This is a genomic window from Nonomuraea sp. NPDC050663, assembly GCF_044456985.1.
Taxonomy (GTDB): Bacteria; Actinomycetota; Actinomycetes; order Streptosporangiales; family Streptosporangiaceae; genus Nonomuraea.
On sequence record NZ_JBITGL010000008.1, the window covers coordinates 349,224 to 370,847 of the forward strand.

General features: G+C 68.9%; 20 protein-coding genes and 1 pseudogene. 11 read left to right on the forward strand and 10 right to left on the reverse strand.

Features of this window, described 5'->3' with window-relative positions; translation table 11 throughout:
- Nucleotides 1–4 precede the first annotated feature (4 nt).
- Nucleotides 5–613, reverse strand: a complete 609-nt coding sequence (locus tag ACIBH1_RS26620; protein ID WP_397316637.1) for a methyltransferase domain-containing protein — start codon at nucleotides 611–613, stop codon at nucleotides 5–7.
- Between the two features lie 166 nt (nucleotides 614–779).
- Here ACIBH1_RS26620 and ACIBH1_RS26625 point away from each other — a divergent pair, with 166 nt between their 5' ends.
- Nucleotides 780–1,388, forward strand: coding sequence for a polysaccharide deacetylase family protein (locus tag ACIBH1_RS26625; protein WP_397316638.1), 609 nt, complete (start codon nucleotides 780–782; stop codon nucleotides 1,386–1,388).
- 157 nt (nucleotides 1,389–1,545) lie between these two features.
- Here the strand turns inward: ACIBH1_RS26625 and ACIBH1_RS26630 are convergent, their stop codons facing one another.
- The 4 genes from ACIBH1_RS26630 to ACIBH1_RS26645 all read right to left on the reverse strand — a co-directional run bounded on the left by ACIBH1_RS26630 (nucleotide 1,546) and on the right by ACIBH1_RS26645 (nucleotide 6,081).
- Nucleotides 1,546–2,592: a 2-oxoacid:ferredoxin oxidoreductase subunit beta gene (locus ACIBH1_RS26630; protein WP_397316639.1), complete on the reverse strand. Its 1,047-nt coding sequence runs from the start codon at nucleotides 2,590–2,592 to the stop codon at nucleotides 1,546–1,548.
- Nucleotides 2,585–4,423 (reverse strand): 2-oxoacid:acceptor oxidoreductase subunit alpha, encoded by a 1,839-nt coding sequence (locus ACIBH1_RS26635; protein ID WP_397316640.1) that lies wholly within the window; start codon nucleotides 4,421–4,423, stop codon nucleotides 2,585–2,587. The genes ACIBH1_RS26630 and ACIBH1_RS26635 overlap by 8 nt, the downstream gene beginning before the upstream one ends.
- A 137-nt stretch (nucleotides 4,424–4,560) precedes the next feature.
- Nucleotides 4,561–4,647: a putative leader peptide gene (locus ACIBH1_RS26640; protein ID WP_376771787.1), complete on the reverse strand. Its 87-nt coding sequence runs from the start codon at nucleotides 4,645–4,647 to the stop codon at nucleotides 4,561–4,563.
- Between the two features lie 21 nt (nucleotides 4,648–4,668).
- Nucleotides 4,669–6,081 carry a polysaccharide deacetylase family protein gene (locus ACIBH1_RS26645; protein WP_397316641.1) on the reverse strand — a complete coding sequence of 471 codons (1,413 nt, stop codon included), beginning with the start codon at nucleotides 6,079–6,081 and terminating at the stop codon, nucleotides 4,669–4,671.
- Nucleotides 6,082–6,189: 108 nt separating this feature from the next.
- On the opposite strand from ACIBH1_RS26645, the gene ACIBH1_RS26650 reads away from it, so the two are divergent.
- The 5 genes from ACIBH1_RS26650 (at nucleotide 6,190) to ACIBH1_RS26670 (ending at nucleotide 9,864) form a co-directional block, all read left to right on the forward strand.
- The gene (locus ACIBH1_RS26650) at nucleotides 6,190–6,561 is read left to right on the forward strand and encodes an NADH-quinone oxidoreductase subunit A (RefSeq protein WP_397316642.1); all 372 of its coding nucleotides are present in this window, start codon (nucleotides 6,190–6,192) and stop codon (nucleotides 6,559–6,561) included.
- 205 nt (nucleotides 6,562–6,766) lie between these two features.
- Entirely contained in the window at nucleotides 6,767–7,234 is a 468-nt protein-coding gene (locus ACIBH1_RS26655) for an NADH-quinone oxidoreductase subunit B (protein WP_397316784.1), read from the forward strand.
- A 128-nt stretch (nucleotides 7,235–7,362) separates the two neighbouring features.
- Entirely contained in the window at nucleotides 7,363–7,851 is a 489-nt protein-coding gene (locus ACIBH1_RS26660) for an NADH-quinone oxidoreductase subunit C (protein WP_397316643.1), read from the forward strand.
- Nucleotides 7,844–8,788, forward strand: coding sequence for an NADH-quinone oxidoreductase subunit NuoH (gene nuoH, locus ACIBH1_RS26665; protein ID WP_397316644.1), 945 nt, complete (start codon nucleotides 7,844–7,846; stop codon nucleotides 8,786–8,788). Before ACIBH1_RS26660 ends, nuoH begins: the two co-directional genes overlap by 8 nt.
- 170 nt (nucleotides 8,789–8,958) lie before the next feature.
- Nucleotides 8,959–9,864, forward strand: a complete 906-nt coding sequence (locus tag ACIBH1_RS26670; protein WP_397316645.1) for a hypothetical protein — start codon at nucleotides 8,959–8,961, stop codon at nucleotides 9,862–9,864.
- A gap of 526 nt (nucleotides 9,865–10,390) precedes the next feature.
- On the opposite strand, the gene ACIBH1_RS26675 is transcribed toward ACIBH1_RS26670, so the two are convergent.
- The 5 genes from ACIBH1_RS26675 to ACIBH1_RS26695 all read right to left on the reverse strand — a co-directional run bounded on the left by ACIBH1_RS26675 (nucleotide 10,391) and on the right by ACIBH1_RS26695 (nucleotide 15,091).
- Nucleotides 10,391–11,023 (reverse strand): response regulator, encoded by a 633-nt coding sequence (locus ACIBH1_RS26675; RefSeq protein ID WP_397316646.1) that lies wholly within the window; start codon nucleotides 11,021–11,023, stop codon nucleotides 10,391–10,393.
- Entirely contained in the window at nucleotides 11,020–12,231 is a 1,212-nt protein-coding gene (locus ACIBH1_RS26680) for a sensor histidine kinase (protein ID WP_397316647.1), read from the reverse strand. Before ACIBH1_RS26680 ends, ACIBH1_RS26675 begins: the two co-directional genes overlap by 4 nt.
- Nucleotides 12,228–12,944, reverse strand: a complete 717-nt coding sequence (locus ACIBH1_RS26685) for an ABC transporter permease (RefSeq protein ID WP_397316648.1) — start codon at nucleotides 12,942–12,944, stop codon at nucleotides 12,228–12,230. The genes ACIBH1_RS26680 and ACIBH1_RS26685 overlap by 4 nt, the downstream gene beginning before the upstream one ends.
- The gene (locus ACIBH1_RS26690) at nucleotides 12,944–13,831 is read right to left on the reverse strand and encodes an ATP-binding cassette domain-containing protein (protein ID WP_397316649.1); all 888 of its coding nucleotides are present in this window, start codon (nucleotides 13,829–13,831) and stop codon (nucleotides 12,944–12,946) included. Before ACIBH1_RS26690 ends, ACIBH1_RS26685 begins: the two co-directional genes overlap by 1 nt.
- Before the next feature lie 90 nt (nucleotides 13,832–13,921).
- On the reverse strand, nucleotides 13,922–15,091 hold the full coding sequence (locus ACIBH1_RS26695; RefSeq protein WP_397316650.1) for a serine/threonine-protein kinase: 1,170 nt from the start codon (nucleotides 15,089–15,091) through the stop codon (nucleotides 13,922–13,924).
- 301 nt (nucleotides 15,092–15,392) lie between these two features.
- On the opposite strand from ACIBH1_RS26695, the gene ACIBH1_RS26700 reads away from it, so the two are divergent.
- The 5 genes and pseudogenes from ACIBH1_RS26700 (at nucleotide 15,393) to ACIBH1_RS26720 (ending at nucleotide 21,417) form a co-directional block, all read left to right on the forward strand.
- Nucleotides 15,393–16,367, forward strand: coding sequence for a 4Fe-4S binding protein (locus ACIBH1_RS26700; RefSeq protein ID WP_397316785.1), 975 nt, complete (start codon nucleotides 15,393–15,395; stop codon nucleotides 16,365–16,367).
- A gap of 2 nt (nucleotides 16,368–16,369) precedes the next feature.
- Nucleotides 16,370–17,053 (forward strand): NADH-quinone oxidoreductase subunit J, encoded by a 684-nt coding sequence (locus ACIBH1_RS26705; protein WP_397316651.1) that lies wholly within the window; start codon nucleotides 16,370–16,372, stop codon nucleotides 17,051–17,053.
- Nucleotides 17,053–17,349: pseudogene (gene nuoK, locus ACIBH1_RS26710) on the forward strand (NADH-quinone oxidoreductase subunit NuoK); the annotation flags it as partial. The gene ACIBH1_RS26705 and the pseudogene nuoK, both read left to right, overlap by 1 nt.
- A 167-nt stretch (nucleotides 17,350–17,516) precedes the next feature.
- The gene (locus ACIBH1_RS26715) at nucleotides 17,517–19,460 is read left to right on the forward strand and encodes an NADH-quinone oxidoreductase subunit L (RefSeq protein WP_397316652.1); all 1,944 of its coding nucleotides are present in this window, start codon (nucleotides 17,517–17,519) and stop codon (nucleotides 19,458–19,460) included.
- Between the two features lie 55 nt (nucleotides 19,461–19,515).
- Nucleotides 19,516–21,417 carry a NuoM family protein gene (locus tag ACIBH1_RS26720; RefSeq protein ID WP_397316653.1) on the forward strand — a complete coding sequence of 634 codons (1,902 nt, stop codon included), beginning with the start codon at nucleotides 19,516–19,518 and terminating at the stop codon, nucleotides 21,415–21,417.
- The last annotated feature ends 207 nt before the right edge of the window (nucleotides 21,418–21,624 follow it).

Below are 21,624 nucleotides of genomic sequence, written 5' to 3' on the forward strand. Positions count from 1 at the left end.
GGGGTCAGGCCTTGATCGCGATGAGGGACTTAGGCAACCCCGCCATTCGCTCCTTCTTGATGACGGAGGAAGGGAACAGGAAGGACATCTCGGCAACGCCGATCAGCTCCACCTCGAAGACGTCGCGCAGGGCCTGGGCGCGGGTGGCGGCGTTGGTGTGCACCAGCGGCCACCGGCGGATGATCCCGGCGCGGACGTGGACGGGCAGGAACTGGTAGAGCGGGAACAGCACGTGCGGCTCGACCGGGAAGTAGCGGTAGGGCGTCTGCACCCAGTGGCGGTCGGCCAGGGTGTGGACGGCCTCGGCGAAGGCGGCCCGGCGGGCGTGGCCGCCCACGTGCTCCAGGACGGCGTTGGACACGACCAGGTCGTAGTGTTCCCCCGCGATCTCCTTGGGGAGGTCGCACGCGTCGGCGACGTCGGTGGAGATCCACGAGGGAATGTCGTTTTCCGCCGCTTCTGCTAGGTTCACCACCTTGACGTGCTCAGGCTGGACGGGAGCCCGGAGCCAGAAGGACGGAGTGCCGCCGAGGTCGATGACGCGCATTTTGTCGAGCTCGGGAAATGCGGCCTGCATCCAGCTCCAGCGGCGCAGTCGGGCCTTGCCTGCCACGGAACCCGGAGCTTCCACTAGCTTGGCACGTAAGGAGGATGAGCGATTCACTAGCACATGTTCCCCTACGAGATTCTTGACGCGCAACTAATCACGAGAAGGAGCCAATTTCATGATCGAAAGGGTAAATATCCTGTTTCATGGAATTGGCGAGCCAGGACCGCACGTGGAGCCTGACGCGCATCAGTACTTCATTCCTCGCGACCTGTTCGTCAAGATTCTTGACGAGGTGGCGGGGAATGAGCACGTCAGAATCAGTTTTGACGACGGATTCACCTCTGATGTCGACATCGCGTTGCCGGAGTTGGAGTCAAGGGGACTGACGGCCACCTTCTTTCCGCTCGCCGGGAGATTCGGCGACAAGGGACGCGTGAGCGTCGCGGGGGTGCGCGAACTCGTGGCCGCGGGGATGCGGATCGGGTCGCACGGCATGGACCACGTCGACTGGCGGTACGTGGATCCGGCGACGCGCAACGACGAGATGGACCGGGCGCGCGACATGATCGGGCAGGCGAGCGAGCGGTCGGTGGCGGAGGCGGCCATCCCGTTCGGGTGGTACGACCGGTCGGTACTGACGGCTTTGCGGGGATACGGCTACCGCATGGTGTACACGAGTGATCGGCGGCGGGCGGTGCCCGGGCGGTGGTTGCAGCCGCGGTACAGCATCGTGGCGGGCGACACGATCGAGAGCGTGCGGGCCAAGGTGCTCACGCCCCCGTCGGCCCTGCGGCGCAGCCGCGACGCGGCCGCGGTGCTGTACAAACGCCTCCGCTAGCCCGTTCACGGAGCGCAGCCGTCTTGTTTACGGCGAAGCCGCTTGCTTGTGAAGGCGCCTGCTTGCGTCGAAGGCGCTTGCTTGTGAAGGCGCTTGCTTACGGCGAAGGCGCCGCCCCTCGCTGGTCGCGGGTGCGGCGCCTCGTCGTGTCGGTCTGCTAGCTGATGCGCCAGGTGTCGCCGCCCTGCAGCAGTGCGGCCAGGTCGCCCTGCCCCTTCTCGGCCACCGCGGCGTCGACCTGCTCGTTGATGAGCGTGTCGTAGGCCGGCCGGTCGACCTGACGGAAGATCCCGATCGGCACGTGCTCGAACGCCGGCTCGTCGAGCCTGCTGAGCGCGAAGGCCACCGACGGGTCGGGGTTGTGCGCGTCGTGCACCAGGATGCGCTCGTCGCTGACAGACTCGCGCGGCACGACCTCCAGGCTGCCGTTGGCGCCCCGCACGACCGCCTGCGTCGCGTTGGCGATCAGCTGGTCGTGCTCCAGCCGCAGCGTGATGCCGTCACGGACGTCGGGGTCCTTGAGCGGCTCGAAGGCGTTGTCGTTGAAGATGTTGCAGTTCTGGTAGATCTCCACGATCGAGCTGCCGCGGTGGGCGGTGGCCTCGCGCAGCACCGACTGCAGGTGCTTGCGGTCGGAGTCGATCGTGCGGGCGACGAAGGTGGCCTCGGCGCCGATCGCCAGGGAGATCGGGTTGAACGGCTTGTCGAGCGAGCCCATCGGCGTCGACTTGGTGATCTTGCCGACTTCGGAGGTGGGGGAGTACTGCCCCTTGGTCAGACCGTAGATCCTGTTGTTGAACAGCAGGATGTTGAGGTTGACGTTCCTCCTGAGCGCGTGGATGAGGTGGTTGCCGCCGATGCTCAGCGCGTCGCCGTCACCCGTGATCACCCACACCGACAGGTCGGGCCGGCTGGAGGCCAGCCCGGTCGCGATCGCCGGCGCGCGGCCGTGGATGGAGTGGAAGCCGTAGGTGTTCAGGTAGTACGGGAAGCGGCTGGAGCAGCCGATGCCCGAGACGAACACGATGTTCTCGCGCTTGAGTCCCAGCTCCGGCAGGAAGCTCTGCACGGCGGCCAGGATGGCGTAGTCGCCGCAGCCCGGGCACCAGCGCACCTCCTGGTCGGACTTGAAGTCCTTCAGGGTCTGCTTGACGTCCGTCTTCGGGATGAGGGCCAGGCCCTTGCCGTTAACCAGCTCAGTCATTGTCGATCACGTCCTGGATGACCCCGGCCAGCTCCTCGGCCTTGAACGGGAGCCCGCGCACGCGGTTGTAGCTGATGATGTCGACGAGGAAACGGGCCCGCAGCAGCAGGGCGAGCTGGCCGAGGTTGATCTCGGGCAGCAGCACCTTGTCGTAGCTCTTCAGCACCTCGCCGGTGTTCTTCGGCAGCGGGTTGAGGTGGCGCAGGTGGGCCTGGGCGACCTTGCCGCCCGACTTGCGGATGCGCCGTACGGCTGCCGCGATGGGGCCGTAGGTCGAGCCCCAGCCCAGGACCAGCACCCTCGCGTCGCCGGTCTCGTCGTCGACCTCGAGGTCGGGCACGTCGATGCCGTCGATCTTGGCCTGGCGCAGGCGCACCATCAGGTCGTGGTTGTTGGAGTCGTAGGAGATGTTGCCGCTGCCGTCGGCCTTCTCGATGCCGCCGATGCGGTGCTCGAGCCCGGGAGTGCCGGGAACCGCCCACGGGCGGGCCAGCGACTCGGGGTCGCGCTTGTAGGGCAGGAACTCCTCGTCCGGATTGTGCACCGCGAACTCGGTGGAGATGTCGGGCAGCTCGTCGATCTCCGGCAGCCGCCACGGCTCGGAGCCGTTGGCGAGGTAGCCGTCGGACAGGAGGTAGACCGGTGTCCGGTATTTGACAGCGATTCGGGCGGCCTCAATGGTCGCGTCGAAGCAGTCGCTCGGGCTGCGCGGGGCCACGATCGGCACCGGCGACTCGCCGTTGCGGCCGAACATCGCCATCAGCAGGTCGGTCTGCTCGGTCTTGGTGGGCATGCCGGTCGAGGGACCGGCGCGCTGGACGTCGACGAGGATCAGCGGCAGCTCGGTCATCACGGCCAGGCCGACGGTCTCGGCCTTGAGTGCCACGCCGGGGCCGGAGGTGGTGGTCACGCCGAGCGCGCCGCCGAAGGAGGCGCCCAGGGCGGCGCCGACGCCGGCGATCTCGTCCTCGGCCTGGAAGGTCTTGATGCCGAAGCGCTTGTGCTTGGACAGCTCGTGCAGGATGTCGCTGGCCGGGGTGATCGGGTAGGAGCCCAGGAACAGCGGCAGCTTCGACTGCACGCTGGCGGCGATCAGGCCGTAGGCCAGCGCCTGGTTGCCGGAGATGTTGCGGTAGAGGCCGGGGGCCAGCTTGGCCGGCTTGACCTCGTACGACACCGAGAACGACTCGGTCGTCTCGCCGTAGTTCCAGCCGGCCTGGAAGGCCGTGATGTTGGCCTTGGCGATCTCGGGCTTCTTGGCGAACTTGGTCTCGATGAACTTGATCGTGTGCTCGGTCGGCCGGTGGTAGAGCCAGCTCAGCAACCCGAGCGCGAACATGTTCTTCGAGCGCTCGGCGTCCTTCTTGGAGATCTCCAGGTCTTCCAGCGCCTTGACCGTCAGCGAGGTCAGCGGGACCGCGTGCACGCGCCACTCACCCAGCGAGCCGTCCTCGATGGGGTTGGCGGCGTAGCCGACCTTCTGCAGGTTGCGCTTGGTGAACTCGTCGGTGTTGGCGATGATGTCGGCGCCGCGGGGCAGATCGCCCAGGTTGGCCTTGAGCGCGGCGGGGTTCATCGCGACCAGCACGTTCGGCGCGTCGCCCGGGGTGAGGATGTCGTGGTCGGCGAAGTGCAGCTGGAAGCTCGAGACGCCGGGCAGGGTTCCTGCGGGGGCGCGGATCTCGGCGGGGAAGTTGGGGAAGGTGCTCAGGTCGTTGCCGAACTCGGCCGTGCCCGCGGTGAAGCGGTCGCCGGTGAGCTGCATGCCGTCACCGGAGTCGCCGGCGAAACGGATGATCACGCGATCGAGTTGCTGGACTTGCTTGGACACAGCTCAGTCCTCCTCGACGCGCCGGGGCGCTGTCGGTCGCTGTGGCGCGTTCTCTATAACCATGCTAGATCCTCGGGAGGTCACACGTTTCCCCACTGCCCAAAGTGGGTAATCGCAGTCGATTTCAGGATGGTGCTTCAGGAATCGCCGAGAGCGTGACACAGCCCAGAGGCTAGCCTGCACAGGTCCACGTGCAGCCGGGCGAAGAGGACGGTAGGGGTCACGAGCGCCAACTATACGTCCCCCTATCTCGTGGCTCGGTCGAGGGGTCCTGCCGTGTACAGGCGTCCGGCACGCATCTCGCTACTGCCGTACAACTCAGGAACGGTCACGAGGGCGTAACCCTTCCCTTGCAGTGCTTTGAGGATGGCCGGAACCGCGTCAACGGTGGACCGATGGATGTCGTGCATCAATATGATCGCCCCTGGACGGGCTCCCCCGACGGCTTTCTGTGCGACCTCTGTCGGGTCCCTGTACTTCCAATCCTGCGTGTCGACACTCCAGTTCACCAAGGCCAGTCCCATCCTTTGAGACACGGTCTGCACGTCCTTGCCGATCGCTCCGTACGGCGGGCGCATCAGCGTCGGGCGCCGGCCGGTCGCGGCGGCGAGAGTGTCCTGGGTGCGGGTCAGGGAGTCGGCGACGCGGCTGGACGACAACTTCGACAGATCGCGGTGCGACCAGCTGTGATTGGCGACCACGTGCCCCTCGCGCACCATGCGCCGCACCACCTGCGGATCGGCGGCGACGTTGAGCCCGACGGTGAAGAAGGTGGCCTTGGCCCCCGCGCGGTCGAGCTGGTCGAGCAGCTCGGGGGTGTAGGGGCCGGGGCCGTCGTCGAAGGTCAGCGCCACACATTTGGCGACCGAGCAGTCGGTGGCGCCGGTCGCCGCCGTCGTCTCCGTGGGCTCGGCCGACGGCGGCGGGCTCTGCCGTACCGGCTGGGCCGCGGCGTCCTGCGCCTGCCGGCCGGTCGCCGTCAGGAGAGGCCTGGCCTGCTCTCTCGGTACGGCGACCGCCACGCGCCCCTGGGAGCAGTCGGCGACCTCGCACTCGTCGAACTCCACCACCAGATCCCCATCGGGATTGAAGGTCAGCGAATCGAAGCCGATGTCGTTGGGGAAGGTCTTGATGCCGCGCTCGGTGAACCGCGCCAGCACCGCTCGCCGTACTCCCCGGTCGTCCTGGACGAGCCCGCGCAGGCGCCGCTCCTTGCGGTCGAACCACAGGGTCTTGGTGGAGTCGCCCCAGTTGGCTCCATAGAAGACGCCCGTGCGCAGCCGTACCGCGATGACCGCATCGGACACGACGGGCAGCTGCCAGTCCATGTTGATCTCGGGCTTGGCCGGGGCGCTGGTGCCCCTGGTCTCCCCCTGGAACTCGCTGACCTGCCTGCGCGCCTCCTTCTCCAGCTCCCGGTTGAACTCGGGGGCGTCGGCGAAGGTGGGGTAGGACGCGTGGATATATCTGCCGCCGCTCTCTCCCTCGGACAGGCTCCGGGTCGTCAGTCCCTGCACCGTGGCGGGGTCGACGAAGCTGATCTTCGTGGGGTCGGCCGGGACGGGGGCGTCCTGGTCCGGGGAGGCGGTGGCGACGCCGCATCCTGCGAGGCAGGAGGCGGCCAGCGCGATTCCTCCGAAGAATCGGCTTTTATGCATGCATGTCACCTTAGGACGGGTTATTTGCTATTTACCCGTTTTTGGGATGACTGGGGCGGAGGCTTGATGATGCTCGCCTGGCGGGCCTTTCGCGGCTAGCATCGCGTCATGGACGGCTATTTCGGCTCCTACCTGCTGGTCGCCGTACTCCTGGCCATCGGGGTCGGCATCGTGGCCGTCGCTCTCACCGCCAACCGCCTGCTCCGGCCCTCCCGGCCCACGGCCGAGAAGCTGATCGCCTACGAGTGCGGCGTCGACCCGGTGGGTGAGGGGTGGGCGCAGTCCCAGATCCGGTATTACGTGTTCATCTACCTGTACGTCGTGTTCGCGGTGGACGCGGTGTTCCTGTTCCCCTGGGCGACCGTGTTCGCGGCGCCGGGGTTCGGGATGACGACGCTGGTGGAGATGTTCGTCTTCCTGGGGTTCATCGCGCTGGGGATCGTCTACTCGTGGCGCAAACGTGTCCTTACATGGACGTAGGGGTTGCTCCTGTCCTTGCCTGACGCCCTCTATGAAGGAAATCGACCGGGAACTGGAGGCGGCCGCCGCCGTCCTCGCGGGCGTCATCGCCGACAACGCCCGCGCGGCCCTCTACTCCTAGTCGCCATCCCGCGCGACAATGGGCCGCATGGCCGATCTTCCGATGCCCACCGTGGGGCCGGTCTCGCGGCTGGCGCCCTCACCCATGCGCTTCGTCCTCAACTGGGGGCGGCGGTACTCCCTCTGGGTGTTCAACTTCGGGTTGGCCTGCTGCGCGATCGAGTTCATCGCGACCTCGATGTCGCGGCACGACTTCATCCGGTTCGGGGTGATCCCGTTCGCCAACGGGCCCCGGCAGGCGGACCTCATGATCGTGTCGGGGACGGTGACCGACAAGATGGCGCCGGCGGTCAAGCGGCTGTACGAGCAGATGCCGGAGCCGAAGTACGTGATCTCGTTCGGGGCTTGCTCCAACTCCGGGGGGCCTTACTGGGACTCGTACTGCGTCACCAACGGGGTGGATCAGATCATTCCGGTGGACGTGTACGTGCCGGGGTGCCCGCCACGGCCTGAGGCGTTGCTGCACGGGATCATGAAGTTGCAGGAGAAGATCGCGGCGGAGCGGCTGTCCGAGCGGTATGTGTGGTCTCGGTCGCATGGGGAGGAGGCATGAGCTCGGCTCCCAGTGACGGGCCCTCCGACCCCACAACTCCGCCATCCGGCTCACCCGCCTCAGCGGGCGACTCTCCTGCCCCCACCGGGGACATTTCGGGCGCCCTCCCATCCATCCCGTTCGGCGAGATGTCCGAGACCTTCGGCGAGCGCACCATCGACGTCGAGCGCGGCGACTGGATCCCCCTGCTCCGATCCTGCCGCGACGGCGGCTACGAGTTCTTCGACTGGCTGACCGGCGTAGACGACACACCCGACGGCTTCTTCGTCGTCGCCCACGTCTACAACCCCAGCACCCAGGAGCGCCTCCTCCTCCGAACCTGGGTCCCCGCCTCCGACCCCCGCCTCCCGACCGCGATCGGCGTCTACCGCGGCGCCAACTGGCACGAGCGCGAGACCTTCGAGATGTTCGGCATCACCTTCGACGACCACCCGTACCTGGTCCCGCTCCTCCTCCCGGACGGCTTCGAAGGCCACCCGCTGCGCAAGGACTTCATCCTCGCCGCCCGCGTCGCCAAGCCGTGGCCGGGAGCCAAGGAGCCGGGGGAGTCGGCACCCTCCCGGCGCAAGGTGCTCCCGCCGGGCGTGCCCGCCGACTGGGAGGCGCCCAGTGCTTGACATCCTGCTGCACTTCGCGGCGATCCTGCTGCTCTTCCTCCTGCTGCCGCTGATCGTCGGTCAGACCGAGCACAAGGTGATGGCGCACATGCAGTCGCGCCTGGGACCCATGTACGCCGGAGGCTTCCACGGATGGGCGCAGCTGATCGCCGACGGCGTGAAGTTCGCCCAGAAGGAAGACATCATCCCCGCCGGAGCCGATCGCCGCGTCTTCATGATCGCCCCAGGTGTGGCGCTGGTGCCGTACCTGGTCGTCCTGATCGTCATCCCGCTCGACGACGGCTTCGTCGGCGTCGACCTCGACGTCGGCCTCTTCTTCGCGCTGGCGGTCATGGGCGTCGGCGTCCTCGGATCGATCATGGCCGGCTGGGCCTCGGCCAACAAGTTCTCCGTGCTCGGCGGCATGCGCTCGGCCGCCCAGCTGATGTCCTACGAGCTGCCGCTGGTCCTCGCGGCCTCGTCTGTCGCCATGGCCGCGGGCACGCTGTCGATCCCGGGCATCGTCGAGGCCTGGCAGTGGTGGTGGCTGCCGTGGCAGGCCATCGGCGCCGTCGTCTTCTTCGTCGCGGGGCTCGCGGAGCTGCGGCGCCCGCCGTTCGACATGCCGATCGCCGAGTCCGAGATCATCATGGGGCCGATGACCGAGTACACCGGCATGCGGTTCGCCCTCTTCATGCTGGCGGAGTACGTCGGCATCGTGGTGCTTTCCCTGCTGACGACCGTGCTCTTCCTCGGCGGCTGGCAGGGGCCGCTGCTCCCAGGATGGCTGTGGACGTTGATCAAGGTGGGTGCGTTGTCGTTCATCGTGATCTGGCTGAGGGTCAGCTATCCGCGGCTACGTGAGGATCAGTTGCAGAGGTTGGCCTGGGTGGGTCTGGTGCCGCTGGCGCTGGTCCAGCTGGCGCTCACGGGTGTGGTGAAGGTCCTGTCGCTGTAGCCCCACCGCCAGTCGCGTGAGCCTGGGTAGCCCAGCCAATCTCCAGAGCCCCACCTCCACCCCCGCAGCGACGCCAAGGGTCTCGATCGCCAGGAACTTTATCTCCCCTTTATCCGTCATCCCGAGCAAAGGGGGCCTCTGTCGCAGAGGGGTGACTTTCCATCGTTTCCATGGACGTAAAGCCGGTCGCCGGACCAACCAAGGGCTCCAAACGCCCCAAAACGCTCCTCCAGTGGGACGGCAGCGCACTGGTCGTCACCGTCCCGGGTGAATCCGTACGGCTCCGCCCAGCCGGCCTGTGCCTCTACTCCCACACCCAGGAGTCCGGCGTGCTCAAAGGCCTGGCTCTCCGGGACGCCGACGGCATGATCATGCTCGACCTCCCCGGCGAATGGCACTATCGCCCCCTCCGGCAGCTCGCCTGGACGGCCGGAGCCACCTTCGACTCCTCCATGTCCGCCCCGGTCCCCGTACGCCTGTCCGCCCGCGCCCCAGGCTGGCGCCGCCTGACGGGCCACAAGGTCATGCGCCTCGGCCGCTGGTCCCGCCCCCTCATCCTCGGCGCGTCGGTGGCCGGGCTCTTCCTGATGGCCTACATCGTCACCGTCGGCGGCTTCCTGGCCTGGCGCGGCCTGTCCTCCTTAGGTCGCTTCCTTCTCGACCTGCTCGACTCCAAGTGGGCCTTGGCACTCTTCAGCCCCGTGCTCGGCGTGCTCCGCCCTGTCCGCGGCTGGTTCCACCGCCGCAAGGTGGAACGCGGCGACGTCCTGGGCTCGTACGGCGGCGTCAACCTGACCGTGGACACGGAAATGCTCCGAGTCTCGCGCGGCAAGGAGAACCTCCCGCCCCTCCGCCTGAGCCGAGGCCTGTGGTTCATCCTGTACCGCTACGAGGACCTGACCGGCCTCTTCGTTATCGACAGCGGCAACGAAACCCGCCGCCACCTCCCGGGCTTCTGGTCTCCGGAGGACGTCAACCGCTTCGCCTTACGCCACGACCTGCCGCTCCAGGTGGTACGGCTGACGCGGGAGGAGTATCTGGAGCGCGTCCGCACGGCCAAGCACGCCACCTTCTGACGAAGCCCGTCACAGATCGCCCCCCTAACGGCGGAGCGCCGCCGCGCCGGCTACGTTCCGTCCTGCCGTTGCCGAGCCTGCCCGCCACCCCGCAACGCCCCGCCGTCCTGCCCGCTACCGACCTCGCCCGCCGCCCCCGCAACGTCCCGCTACCCTGCCACACCACCACCCCCCGCAACGGCCCCGCCATCCGCAACGCCACGCCACCCCGGCCCCCGGCCATCTCGCGCCGCCCCACCATTCCGCGCCATCTCGCGACACCCCGCCGCCCCTCGACGCGTCGCCGCCCTGCCACGCCATCCGCGACGCCATCCGCGACGCCATCCGCGACGCCATCCGCGCCGCCACGCCATCCGCGCCGCCACGCCATCCGCGACGCCACGTCAACCGGCGACGCCATCTCGCATGCGCGCGCAGCCCCGCCCCGTCGCTCCGCAACCCCTGCGTCGGCGAGGAGCGCGGTCAAAGCCACCCCCGCCCCGCTACGCCCGTCACTCCGCAACCCCCGCGTCGGCGAGCAGCCTGCTCAAAGCCATCCCCGTTGCTCAGCCACCCGCACAGCCTCAGCCCGGTTGCGCGCCCCCGTCTTGGTGATCGCCGACGACAGGTAGTTCCTCACCGTCCCCTCCGTAAGAAACAACCGCGTGGCGATGTCATGCACCGTCGACCCATCGGCCGCCGCCCGCAACACCTCCCCCTCCCGCTGCGTCAACGGGCTCGGACCCAGCGTCAGCGCACTCACCGCGAGCTTGGAATCGATCACCCGCTCCCCGCCCATCACCCGCCGCACGGCGCCCGCCAACTCGGCCACCGGCGCGTCCTTCACCACGAACCCCGCCACCCCGGCGTCCAAAGCCCGGTTGAGGTAGCCCGGCCTGCCGAAGGTCGTCACGATGATCACCCGCTCGCCCCGCAACCGCTCGGCCACCTCCAGGCCGGACAAGCCGGGCATCTCGATGTCGAGCAGCACCACATCCGGCCGGTGCAGCCTCACCGCCTCGGCCACCTGATCGCCTCTGCCGACCTCGGCGACCACCTCGATGTCGTCCTCCAGACCCAGCAACGCCGCCAAGCCGCCCCGTACCAGGTCCTGATCGTCGGCGATCAGCACTCTTATCGGCGGCCCGGAGCCCCCGGCACCCGTCTCCTCCTGGCTCATGGCGCCTCCGTTCCGGGGATCCACACTCTCAGCCGGTACCCACCTTCGGGCGGAGCTCCGACCTCGAGCCGTCCACCGGCACTCGCCACCCGCTCCGCCAACCCCTGCAGCCCCGTTCCAGGTCCGTGCGCAGTCAGCCCTTGCCCGGCTCTCGAAGCGTGTGCACCTCCCGAGTCGTGCCCGTCCCCCTGGTCCGTGGTCGGCGCGTCCCCGCTCGCCGCTCGATCATCCGCCACCCCGTTGCCATCGTCGCGAATCTCGATGCCGTCAACCCACAACCGCACCCAGCACGTGCGGGCCCCCGCCCCGTGCCGCAGCACGTTGGTGGCCCCCTCCCGAACCACCCAGGCCAGCACCACCTCGGTCTCCGCCGGAATCGGCTCCTGGGCAGGCGTCACCTCCAGCCGGATCCCCGCCAGCCCCAGACTTCTCGACGCCTTCTCCAGCTCCTCCGACAACGATGGCGCCCGATAGCCCGCCACCGCCTGCCGTACCTCGTCGAGCGCCTGCCGCGCCGCGCGCTCCACGTCGCCCATCTCGCCGGCGGCCCGTTCGGGGTCGCTGCGGACGAGGCGGGCGGCCAGTTGGCTGCGGATGGTGATCGAGCTCAGCGTGTGGCCGAGGGTGTCGTGCAGGTCGCGGGCGAAGCGCAGGCGTTCGTTGTCGACGGCGAGCTGGGCCACCTCCTCGCGGGCGATGTTGAGGCGGTGGAGCAGTCCGCCCATGTGCTTCATGCTCTGCACCGCCACCGCCTGGACCACGATGATGAGTGGCACCCACCAGATCTGCGCGATCGGCTCGCCGAACGCCACCAGCGCTCCGACCTCCACGGCGATGGTGACCATGAGACCGACGCCGAAGGCGAGACCGTCGGCGGCGGTGGCGAGGGCGGTGACGACGAAGACGAACGAGACGTATGCCCAGGGCACGCCGAGCACCGGAAACAGGACCAGCACGCTGCCGAGCAGGCCCGCCAGCGCCCAGGGGCGCGGCGTCATGCTCCCCGGGCCGAACATACGCCGCACGATCGAGATCCAGCAGGTGGCGAAGAGCCCCACGCCGGCGACCACCCAGAGCACCAGGCCGAGGCCGGGCGCCGCTGAGAAGAACGACCAGAGAGGCCAGATGAGGATCAGCAGCCATGCGCTGGACCCCGCCCTGGCGACGGCGCCGCCACGGGAGAAGTCCAGCTCCATGACGTTGCTCATAGCGCCCGACGGTAACGCCACGCCGCGAGGGCGGCGAAGAGGAGGGCCCAGGCCGCCAGGACCAGCAGGGACGTGCCCGTCGGTCCCTGCCCGGCCAGGGCCCGCCAGCCGAGCGAACCCGCCTGGAAGGCCGGGCTGTATTCGGCCAGGGTCCGCATGCCCGACGGCATCAGTTCGACCGGCAGCCACAGCCCGCCCAGCACCGACAGCAGGAAGTAGACGCCCATCATGGCCAGGCTGGCGCTCTGGCCCCTCATCGAATAGCCGAAGGCGATGCCCAGCATGGCGAAGGGGATGACACCCACCCAGATCAGCAGGACCAGGGCAGGCCAGGTGGCCGCCGGGAGCCGTACGCCGCCGAGTGTCGCACCCGCGATGAGCACCACGACGATGCTCGGCAGCACGCCGACCGCGCCGCTGACCAGCTTGGCCACCAGGTAGCCGTGCGCCGGCAGCGGCGTGACCGCCAGCTGGCGCAGCCAGCCGTTGGTTCGTTCGAGAGCGATCGCGCCGCCGATGAACAGCGCGCCGCCCATCGCCCCGTAGGTCGCCATCGACACCATGTGGGAGGCCTCGAAGTCGAACGTGAGCCCCTTGGGCTGCAGCACCTTGGTGGACAGCAGATAGAGCGCCAGGGGGAAGCCGGTGAGGAGGATCAGGTTGGCCGGGTTGCGCAGGCCGCGGAGCAGTTCGAGCTTGAGATACGACCGCATCAGTCCTTGCCTCCCGTCAGGCTCACGAAGGCGCTCTCCAGGTCGGGGACGGCGGTGCGCACGTCCTTGATCTCGTGGAGGTCGAGGAACAGCGCGCGAAGGGTGGCGTCGGAGTCGCTCGTGCGCAGCGTCACCGCCGGGCCGTCGATGTGGACCTGCCGCACGCCTGGCAGCGACTCCAGCCGCGAGGGATCCGCGTCCTTCATGGTGAAGCGCACTTCCAGCCCGCCCACCAGGGCTTTGATCTGCTCCACCGGGCCGTCGGCGACGATCTTCCCTTCGGACAGCAGCACCACGCGGTCGGCGTAGTCGTCGGCCTCGGTCAGGTAGTGCGTGGCGAAAACGACGGTGCATCCCGCGTCGACCCGTTCGCGCACGTGGTGCCACAGGGACCTGCGGCTGTCGACGTCGAGGCCGACCGTCGGCTCGTCGAGGACGAGCAGCTTCGGATCCCCGGCCAGCGCCAGCGCGAACCGGACCCGCTGCCGCTGCCCGCCCGACAGCTGCCCGATCCGCTTGCCGGCCAGCTGCTCCACCCCCGCCGCCCTCATGGTCTGTACGGCAGGCAGCGGCTTGGCATACATGCCCGCCACGGTCTCGACGAGCTCCGACACCCTGACGTCTTCGGGGAGCCCCGCCTCCTGGAGGAGCACGCCCACGCGTCCTGCCTTCAGCGCCTCCACCGGCGAGCTGCCGAAGACCTTCGTCGTGCCGGTGTCGGCCGCCCGCAGGCCGAGGGCGATGGAGAGCATGGTGCTCTTGCCCGCGCCGTTGGGACCCAGCACCGCCACCGCCTCCCCTTCGCCGATGTCGAGGTCGACCTGATCGAGCGCCCTGGTCTGGCCGTACTGCTTGCTGACTGATTGGAGTTCGAGTGCCTTCGTCATGCCACGAGCGTGCTTGACCTGCCCCGATGCCGTGTAGTGCCGTGCGTCAGCCGCGTGGGTGTGACGAATGTCAGATGTGGCGCGAAAGGGTCAGTGGACGATGGCCAGCATCACGTCGGAGGCGCTCGGACGGTTCTCCGCCGACTTGTCGAGACACGAACCCACGATCCTGCGCAGCGACGGAGGTAAGGGCGACAGGTCGGGATGAACCGTGAGCACCCTGTTGAACACCGCGGGCACGCTGTCCTCGCCGAACGCCGGCCGTCCTGTCGCCGCGAAAAGCATCGTCACCGCCCAACTGAACACGTCGGACGCCGGCCCCACCGGCTGCCCGGACAACTGCTCGGGCGACATGTAGGGCGGCGTGCCGACCATCTTCCCCATGGTCACTGTCACCTGGTCGAGCGCTCGGGCGATGCCGAAGTCGATGACGCGCGGGCCGTCTGCGCCGATCAGGATGTTGCTTGGCTTGAAGTCACGATGCACGATCCCGGCCTTGTGGATGGCCGCGAGTGCACCGGCTGTGGATAACGCGAGTCGGGTGAGGCTGTCGGCGTCGCGCGGGCCGTACCTTTTGACCAGTTGTTCGAGCGACGGCCCCTCGATGTACTCGCTGACAATGTAGGCGTGCGGGCCGCTGATGTTGACGTCGAGCACGCGGGCTGTGGAAAACGTCGCCACGCGCTGCGCGGCCTCCACCTCGCGCAGGAACCGCTGGCGCGCCGTCTCGTTGCCGAGCTCGTGGAGCACCTTGACCGCCACCCGGGCGCCGTTGGGCGCGGCGGCGAGGTAGACCGAGCCCTGCCCGCCCCGGCCCAGGGTCTGGAGCACCTGGTAGTGGCCGATGAAGTGAGGGGTCATGGGCGAGGGCGGCATCGTCGGCACACGGTGGTGATGCGTCGGCCGCGTCGGCAGGCTGTGCACGGGCTGGCGGCGTCGCACCATGTGGGGGACCAGGATGCCGGAGTGGATCGCGCCGCCGATCCAGCTGATCATCAGGGCGATCGTGATCACTGTGGACGCGGGTTCGGGAACCAGGTCGAAGTCGTCGTAGTTGGCGGTCACCGCGACGAACACGCTGATGCACAGCAGGTAGAGAAAGGCCGCCACGCCTTGCACGACGCTCCGCAGCCAGATGGCGGCGAATCCGATCGAGAACGGTGTGGCGAGGCCGCAGGTGATCACGGGCACCGCTGCCCACGCCACCGCGGCCACCCAGGCTCCGCTGCTCGGCGGACGCATCGCGTGGCTGTTCGACATGCCCGCAGAGTATCTGTCCTTCCCTGGTCAAAACGGACTGTGGAAGCAAGCTGTGGATAACCCGAGATCTCTTGTGGACTGTTGTGGAAATCGTGTGGCGGATTCACGTCGGACGCCTGTTGCGTCATGATGTTCAATCATGGCGCGGATACCGGGAGTAGGGCTGGCAAAGGGGCTGTCCATCACCCTTCGCCACATGCTGCGCAGATCGGTCACCCAGCAGTACCCCGAGGTCCATCCCGACCTTCCGCCGCGCAGCCGCGGCGTGATCGCCCTGGTCGAGGAGAACTGCACCTCCTGCATGCTGTGCGCCCGCGAGTGCCCCGACTGGTGCATCTACATCGACTCGCACAAGGAGACGCTGCCCGCGCCGGAAGGCGGACGGCCGCGGCAGCGCAATGTCCTCGACCGGTTCGCGATCGACTTCTCGCTCTGTATGTACTGCGGGATCTGCATCGAGGTGTGCCCGTTCGACGCGCTCTTCTGGTCGCCGGAGTTCGAGTACGCCGAAGGGGATATTCGTAACCTTCTGCATGAGAAGGATCGGCTGGCTTCGTGGGTCGAGACCGTGCCGCCGCCGCCCGCGCACGAGGTGGGCGCCGAGCCGCCGAAGGAGCTGAGCGCCACCCCTCGCAGGCCCGCGGGCGGACCCGCCGGAGGAGCGGCTCGTACGGCGGGGCGGTCCGGGCCCCGGGCCGCGGGTGGGGCCCGGGGTGGCGGGGAGACGGCGGCCGAGGGGATGGCTGAGGGATCCGCTGGGAGTGCCCCGCCTGAGGCGTCGGCCAGGAGGGCTGCGGCCGGGACGTCGGGTGCGAGTGGCGCCGCCGAGGCTGCGGCTGGTGTCGGCGGTGCCGCGCCTTCTGAAGGCGCCAGCAGTGCCGCTCCCTCTGAGCCCGCGACTGGATCAGGCGGTGTCGCATCCCCCGAGGAGAACGGTGGAGCACCAGCCGCCCAACCGCATGCCGTACAGGAAGGTACGCCTCGCGAGCGCCCGCGCCGCGCGCCGACCAATGTGCGCGCGATCCGGCCCCCTGGGTCGCTGCCGAAGCCAGGCGAGGCGACGGAGGCAGGGCAAGGCGAGTCCGCCCCGTCGCCCACGGGCGAGCAGGCGCCAGAAGAGTTGTCCACAGGTTCGGGCGCGCCGCCCTCCGACCCGGCTTCGGAGGAGCAGACTTCTCGCGCGGAGCCACGAAGGCGCAGGATGACCGACCCCCGGTCCATCCGTCCGCCAGGCGGCCTGGAGCCTGCTGAGACACGGGAGTCCGAGGAGGAATAGTCGTGACCACGCCGGTGCCCCCCTTCTTCCCGCCGACCGGACAAGAGATCGTCCTGATCCTGCTCGGTGTGGTCGCAATCGGGTCGGCGCTGCTCGTCGTCACGACCAGACAACTCGTCCACGCGGCCCTGTGGCTGGTGCTCGCCTTCGGTGCGCTGGCCGGGTGTTACTTGGTGCTCACCGCGGAGTTCGTGGCCTGGGTGCAGGTCCTCATCTATGTGGGCGCGGTGATCGTGCTCCTGTTGTTCGGCATCATGCTCACGCGGGCTCCCATCGGGCGCACCGCCGACCTCGACAGCGGCAACAGGAAGGTGGCCGTGGTCGTGGCGCTGGCCACGGCCGGGGTCCTGGTGACCGTGGTCATCGACGGCTTCCGCCACGCTTACACGCCGCTCGAACCGGGTGCCGGAGCCGCCAAGGAGCTCGGCACCAGCGTGTTCCGCAACTGGGTGCTTCCGTTCGAGGCCTTGTCGGTGCTGCTCCTGGCCGCGCTGATCGGCGCGATCGTGTTGTCGCGCACCGACATCCGGCCCATGGGGAGCTCCGGCACCGAGGCGAGGGGCGCCGACGGCCCCCCGCCGAGCGCGCCACCGGGTGCCGCTGATCCTGGCGCGCCGCCAGGAGCGCGAGACGACGCATCGTCCCGCCACCACACGCCTCCGAACGGCGAAAGCGGAGGGAAGTAGTGCACATCGTCTACCCGGCCGTCCTGTCCGCGGTGCTCTTCTCTATCGGCGTCTACGGCGTCCTGGCCAGGAGGAACACGATCCTGGTCCTGATGTCCGTGGAGCTGATGCTCAACGCCGTCAACATCAACCTGGTCGCCTTCGACGTGTGGCTCGGCGACCGGCTGCACGGTGGGCAGGTGCTCACCCTCTTCGTGATCGTCATTGCCGCCGCGGAGCTGGGCCTGGGCCTGGCCATCGTGTTGGCGCTGTTCAGGAACAAGGCCAACGTCGACATCGACCGGCTGCGTGAGCTGGCCGAGCCCGACGACGGTCCTGACGACGTACGGCAGGCCGACGACGGCGGGCTGGGCGGCGAGCAGCAGTTGGCGTCAGGCCATCGTCCGCTGGCAGGAGTGGAAGGCAGCCGCGAGGCGGGCAACGGGGCAGGAGCGGACGAGCCGGTCAGGAGGGGTGGTGCGGGATGACGGCGAACGTGATCCTTCCGCTGGTCATCGTCCTGCCTTTCCTGGCGGCGGCGGCCGGGCTGCTCCTGTCGAGACTGGGCACACGAGAGACCGGCGGCGGTCACCCTGGCGCCCCGGCCACCGAGGGAAACCGCCGTGCCAACAGCCGCGCCGCCTGGTTCGCGATCATCCCCGCCGCCGCCGCCACCGTCCTCGCCCTGTGGCTGGCCTGGCATGAAGGCCTGAGCTTCCTCGGCCAGATCGAGAACGACGTCCCCGCCAGAGCCGCCGACCCGATCACCTACGGCACCATCGAGACGGGCGCCATCCCCATCTCCCTGAGCCTGCAGGCCGACGGCCTGTCCGTGATCCTCGGTGTCCTGGTCACCCTCGTCGCGCTTGCCGTACAGGTCTATTCGGTCGGCTACCTCAAGGACGACGCCCGCTACCCGTCGTACAGCGCCTTCATCAGCCTGTTCACCAGCGCGATGCTGCTCGTGGTCTATGCGGGCGACCTGCTGGTGCTGTACGTCGGCTGGGAGGTCATGGGCCTGTGCTCCTACCTCCTTATCGGCCACTGGTGGGAGGACCTGGGCAACTCGCGGGCGGCGATCAAGGCCTTCCTGGTGACGCGCCTCGGCGACGTGGGCTTCCTGTTCGGCATCTTCGTGCTGGGCGCGGCGGCCGACAGTTTCCGCATCGTCGACGTGCTCGCGAAGGTGCCCGAGATGTCCACGGGCACGCTGGTCGCGGCGACCATGTTGCTGCTGGCCGGCGTGGCGGGCAAGAGCGCGCAGGTCCCGCTGCACACCTGGTTGCCCGACGCCATGGCCGGCCCCACGCCGATCAGCGCCCTGATCCACGCGGCGACGATGGTGGCCGCGGGCATCTTCATCGTGGCCAGGCTCTTCCCGGCTTTCCTGCAGGCGCAACCGACGCTCGACGTGCTCGCCGTGCTGGCCGCTCTCGGCATGCTGGGCTCCGCGCTCGCCGCTCTTGCGCAGGACGACCTGAAACGGGTCCTCGCGTACTCCACGATCAGCCAGCTCGCCTTCATGGCCGCCGCGCTCGCCGCCGGATCGTCCACCGCCGCGATCTTCCACCTGATCACCCACGGGGCGTTCAAGGCGCTGCTGTTCCTGGCCGCGGGCGTGGTCATCCATCACGTGGGCGTCAACTACATGAGCCAGATGGGCGGGCTGCGACGCGAGCTGCCCGTCACCTTCGTCACGATGGGTGTGGGTTTCGCCGCGCTCATCGGCCTGCCGCCGACCAGCGGATTCTTCAGCAAGGACAGCGTCCTGCTGGCCGTGGAGCAGGCCATGACCGGAGGGCGCCTGACCGATGCGGCCGCGGTGCTCCTGTACGGCTGCGCGCTGGCGACGCTGGTGGTGACCGGCGCCTACTCCACGCGTGCCTGGTTGCGCACGTTCCTCGGCAGGCCACGAGCCGTCATCGCGTTGCCGGAGCCGCCTCCTGGCACGGCCCATGTCATCGACGTGCGTGAAGCCCCTCTGTCGATGTTGCTGCCCGTCATCCTGCTTGCCGTACCAGCCATGCTGCTGGGGCTGCCGGGCCTCGGGCACCTCGACGCGACCGTGGCGGTGATCAGCGTCGCGCTCGCCCTCCTGGGTGTCGGGATCGTCTACGCGGTCTGGCGCAGCGACCCGGCCGCGGATCCGGCGCGCATGCTCGGGCCCTTCCGCGTGCCGTGTGAGCAGGCCTTCTACCTCGATCGGGCGTATGCCGTGCTGTTCGTGCGGCCCGTGCTGGCGATGGCGCGGCTGGTGGCCAGGGCCGACTCCCGTGTGGTCGACGGCGCCGTGCGCGAGTCGGGGCGGTCCGTCGTCGGCGCCTCCGGGCTGCTGCGGCTGGCGCAGAACGGCAACGTCCAGCTGTACGTGAGCGGTGTGCTCGCCGGGGTGCTGCTGATCGCGGTGGGGGCGGTGATGTTCACATGATCGTCGCTGACGCGTCGGCCCGGGTGGCTTCTCGAAGGGATGGGGTGGTGGGCCGATGAGCTGGCTACCTGTCGCACTGGTGGCGGTGCCGCTGCTAGGCGCGCTGGTGCTCCTGTCGCCCGCCACGTCCCGGCGCGGGTTGCTGCGCGTCTACGGCCTCGCGGTCACGGGGGCGACGCTCGTCCTGGCCGTGATCCTGGCCGTGACCTTCGACTACGCCGACGCCGCCACCCCGCAGTTCGTGATCGACTGGGAATGGGCGCCCGGCCTGGCGCTCCACTTCCACCTGGGCGTCGACGGCATCTCGCTCCCGCTGGTCGTGCTGACCGCGCTCCTGACCTTCCTGTGCTTCCTCTACCTGTGCTGGGGCGACGCCAGGCAACCGGGCCAGCTCCTGCGCCCAGAACCCGGCCGCCCCAGGGCTCTGATCTTCACGCTGCTCGTCCTCGAAGTGGGGATGATCGGCACCTTCATGGCGCTCGACCTCCTGCTCTTCTTCGTCTTCTTCGAGGTCGTGCTGATCCCGATGTACTTCGTGATCGCCGTCTGGGGAGGCGCCGACCGCCGGGCGGCCGCGCTCAAGTTCATCCTCTACACCCTGCTCGGCTCGGTCGTGCTCCTGCTCGGGCTGCTGCTCATCTGGGCGCAGACCGGCACGCTCGACATGGTCGCCCTGGCCCAGGCCCAAGGCACGGGCATGGCCAGGGGCATCCAGGTGCTCGCGTTCGTCGCGGTGGGCGTGGGATTCGCCGTGAAGACCCCCATGTGGCCGCTGCACACGTGGCTGCCCGACGCCCACACCGAGGCGCCCACGGTCGGCTCCGTGCTGCTCGCGGGCGTGCTCCTCAAAATGGGCACGTACGGCATAGCGCGCATCGCCATCCCGATCCTCCCCGAAGGCGCGGCGGCCGTCGCACCCTGGCTCGGAGCACTCGGCGTCGTCGGCATCATCTACGGGGCACTGGCCTGCCTGGCGCAACGCGACCTGAAACGCCTCATCGCCTACTCCTCGATCGGGCACATGGGCTTCGTCCTGCTCGGCCTGGCGACGCTGACGCCCGCCGGTATGAACGCCGCCCTGTTCGCCAACATCGCCCACGGACTGATCACCGGGCTGCTGTTCTTCGTCGCCGGCGGCATCAAGTCCAGGTACGGCACGGCCGACATGACGCAGCTCGGCGGGGGCATGCTGGCCGTGCTTCCGCACCTGGGCGCCGTGTTGTCGTTCGCCTGCTTCGCGTCACTGGGGCTGCCGGGGCTGGCCGGGTTCTGGGGGGAGATGCTGGCCCTCTTCAGCGCCTTCGAACCGGCTGCCGGGCTACCACGGCCGCTGTTCGTGACGTTCATGGTGATCGGGGGGTTGGGAGCGCTGCTGACGGCTGCGTACTTCCTGGTCATGCTCTCCCGCGTCACCCACGGGCTGCCGGGCCGACGGTCGGAGGCTGCGCTCGTCGGTGGAGGGGCTGGGCATGGTCCTGTCGCTGTGACAACCGGCGGAGCAGGGCTTGGCGCTGGGGCAGGCGGGACCGGGCCGGTCGCTGGGGCAGGCGGAGTTGGGGCAGTCGCTGGGGCAGGCGGGACCGGTTCAGCCGCTGGGGCTGGCAGGGCCGGGGCGATGGGTGGTTCTGCGGATCCGTCGCGGGCGCCGCTGCCGATGGCACCTGCGGTGCGGCATGAGGAGTTCCCCGATGAGCGGCCCATCGACTCGGTGGAGCACTCGTGGGAGGAAGACAGGTCGGAGTGGGGGTACTCGGACGACTGGCTCGAGGGGGAGCCGGCCGGGGAGGCTCCCGAACCAGACGAGCCCGCCGTGCCCGCCATGCCGGATCTGCGAGCATACGAGCTGGTCGCCTGGACACCGTTGATCGTGCTGACGATCCTGTTCGGACTGTGGCCGAAGCTGCTGTTCTCGGTGACGACGCCTGCCGTACAGGCGCTGCTGGGGATAGGGGCGTGACGGCGATGGAGAGACGCAGCGCTCTCGCCTCAATAGGGCGGTGGCCACGTCGGCATGGGCGGCGTCGTGACGTGACGCGGTGCCGCGACGTGACGCGGCGTCGCGACGTGACGATGTGCCGGGGATGCGTCGGAAGGCCAGGTTCAGCCTCGCGTCGGCCGTCCCGCTGCGGCATGGTGGCGTCCTGCTGCGGCGTGGTGCCGCCCT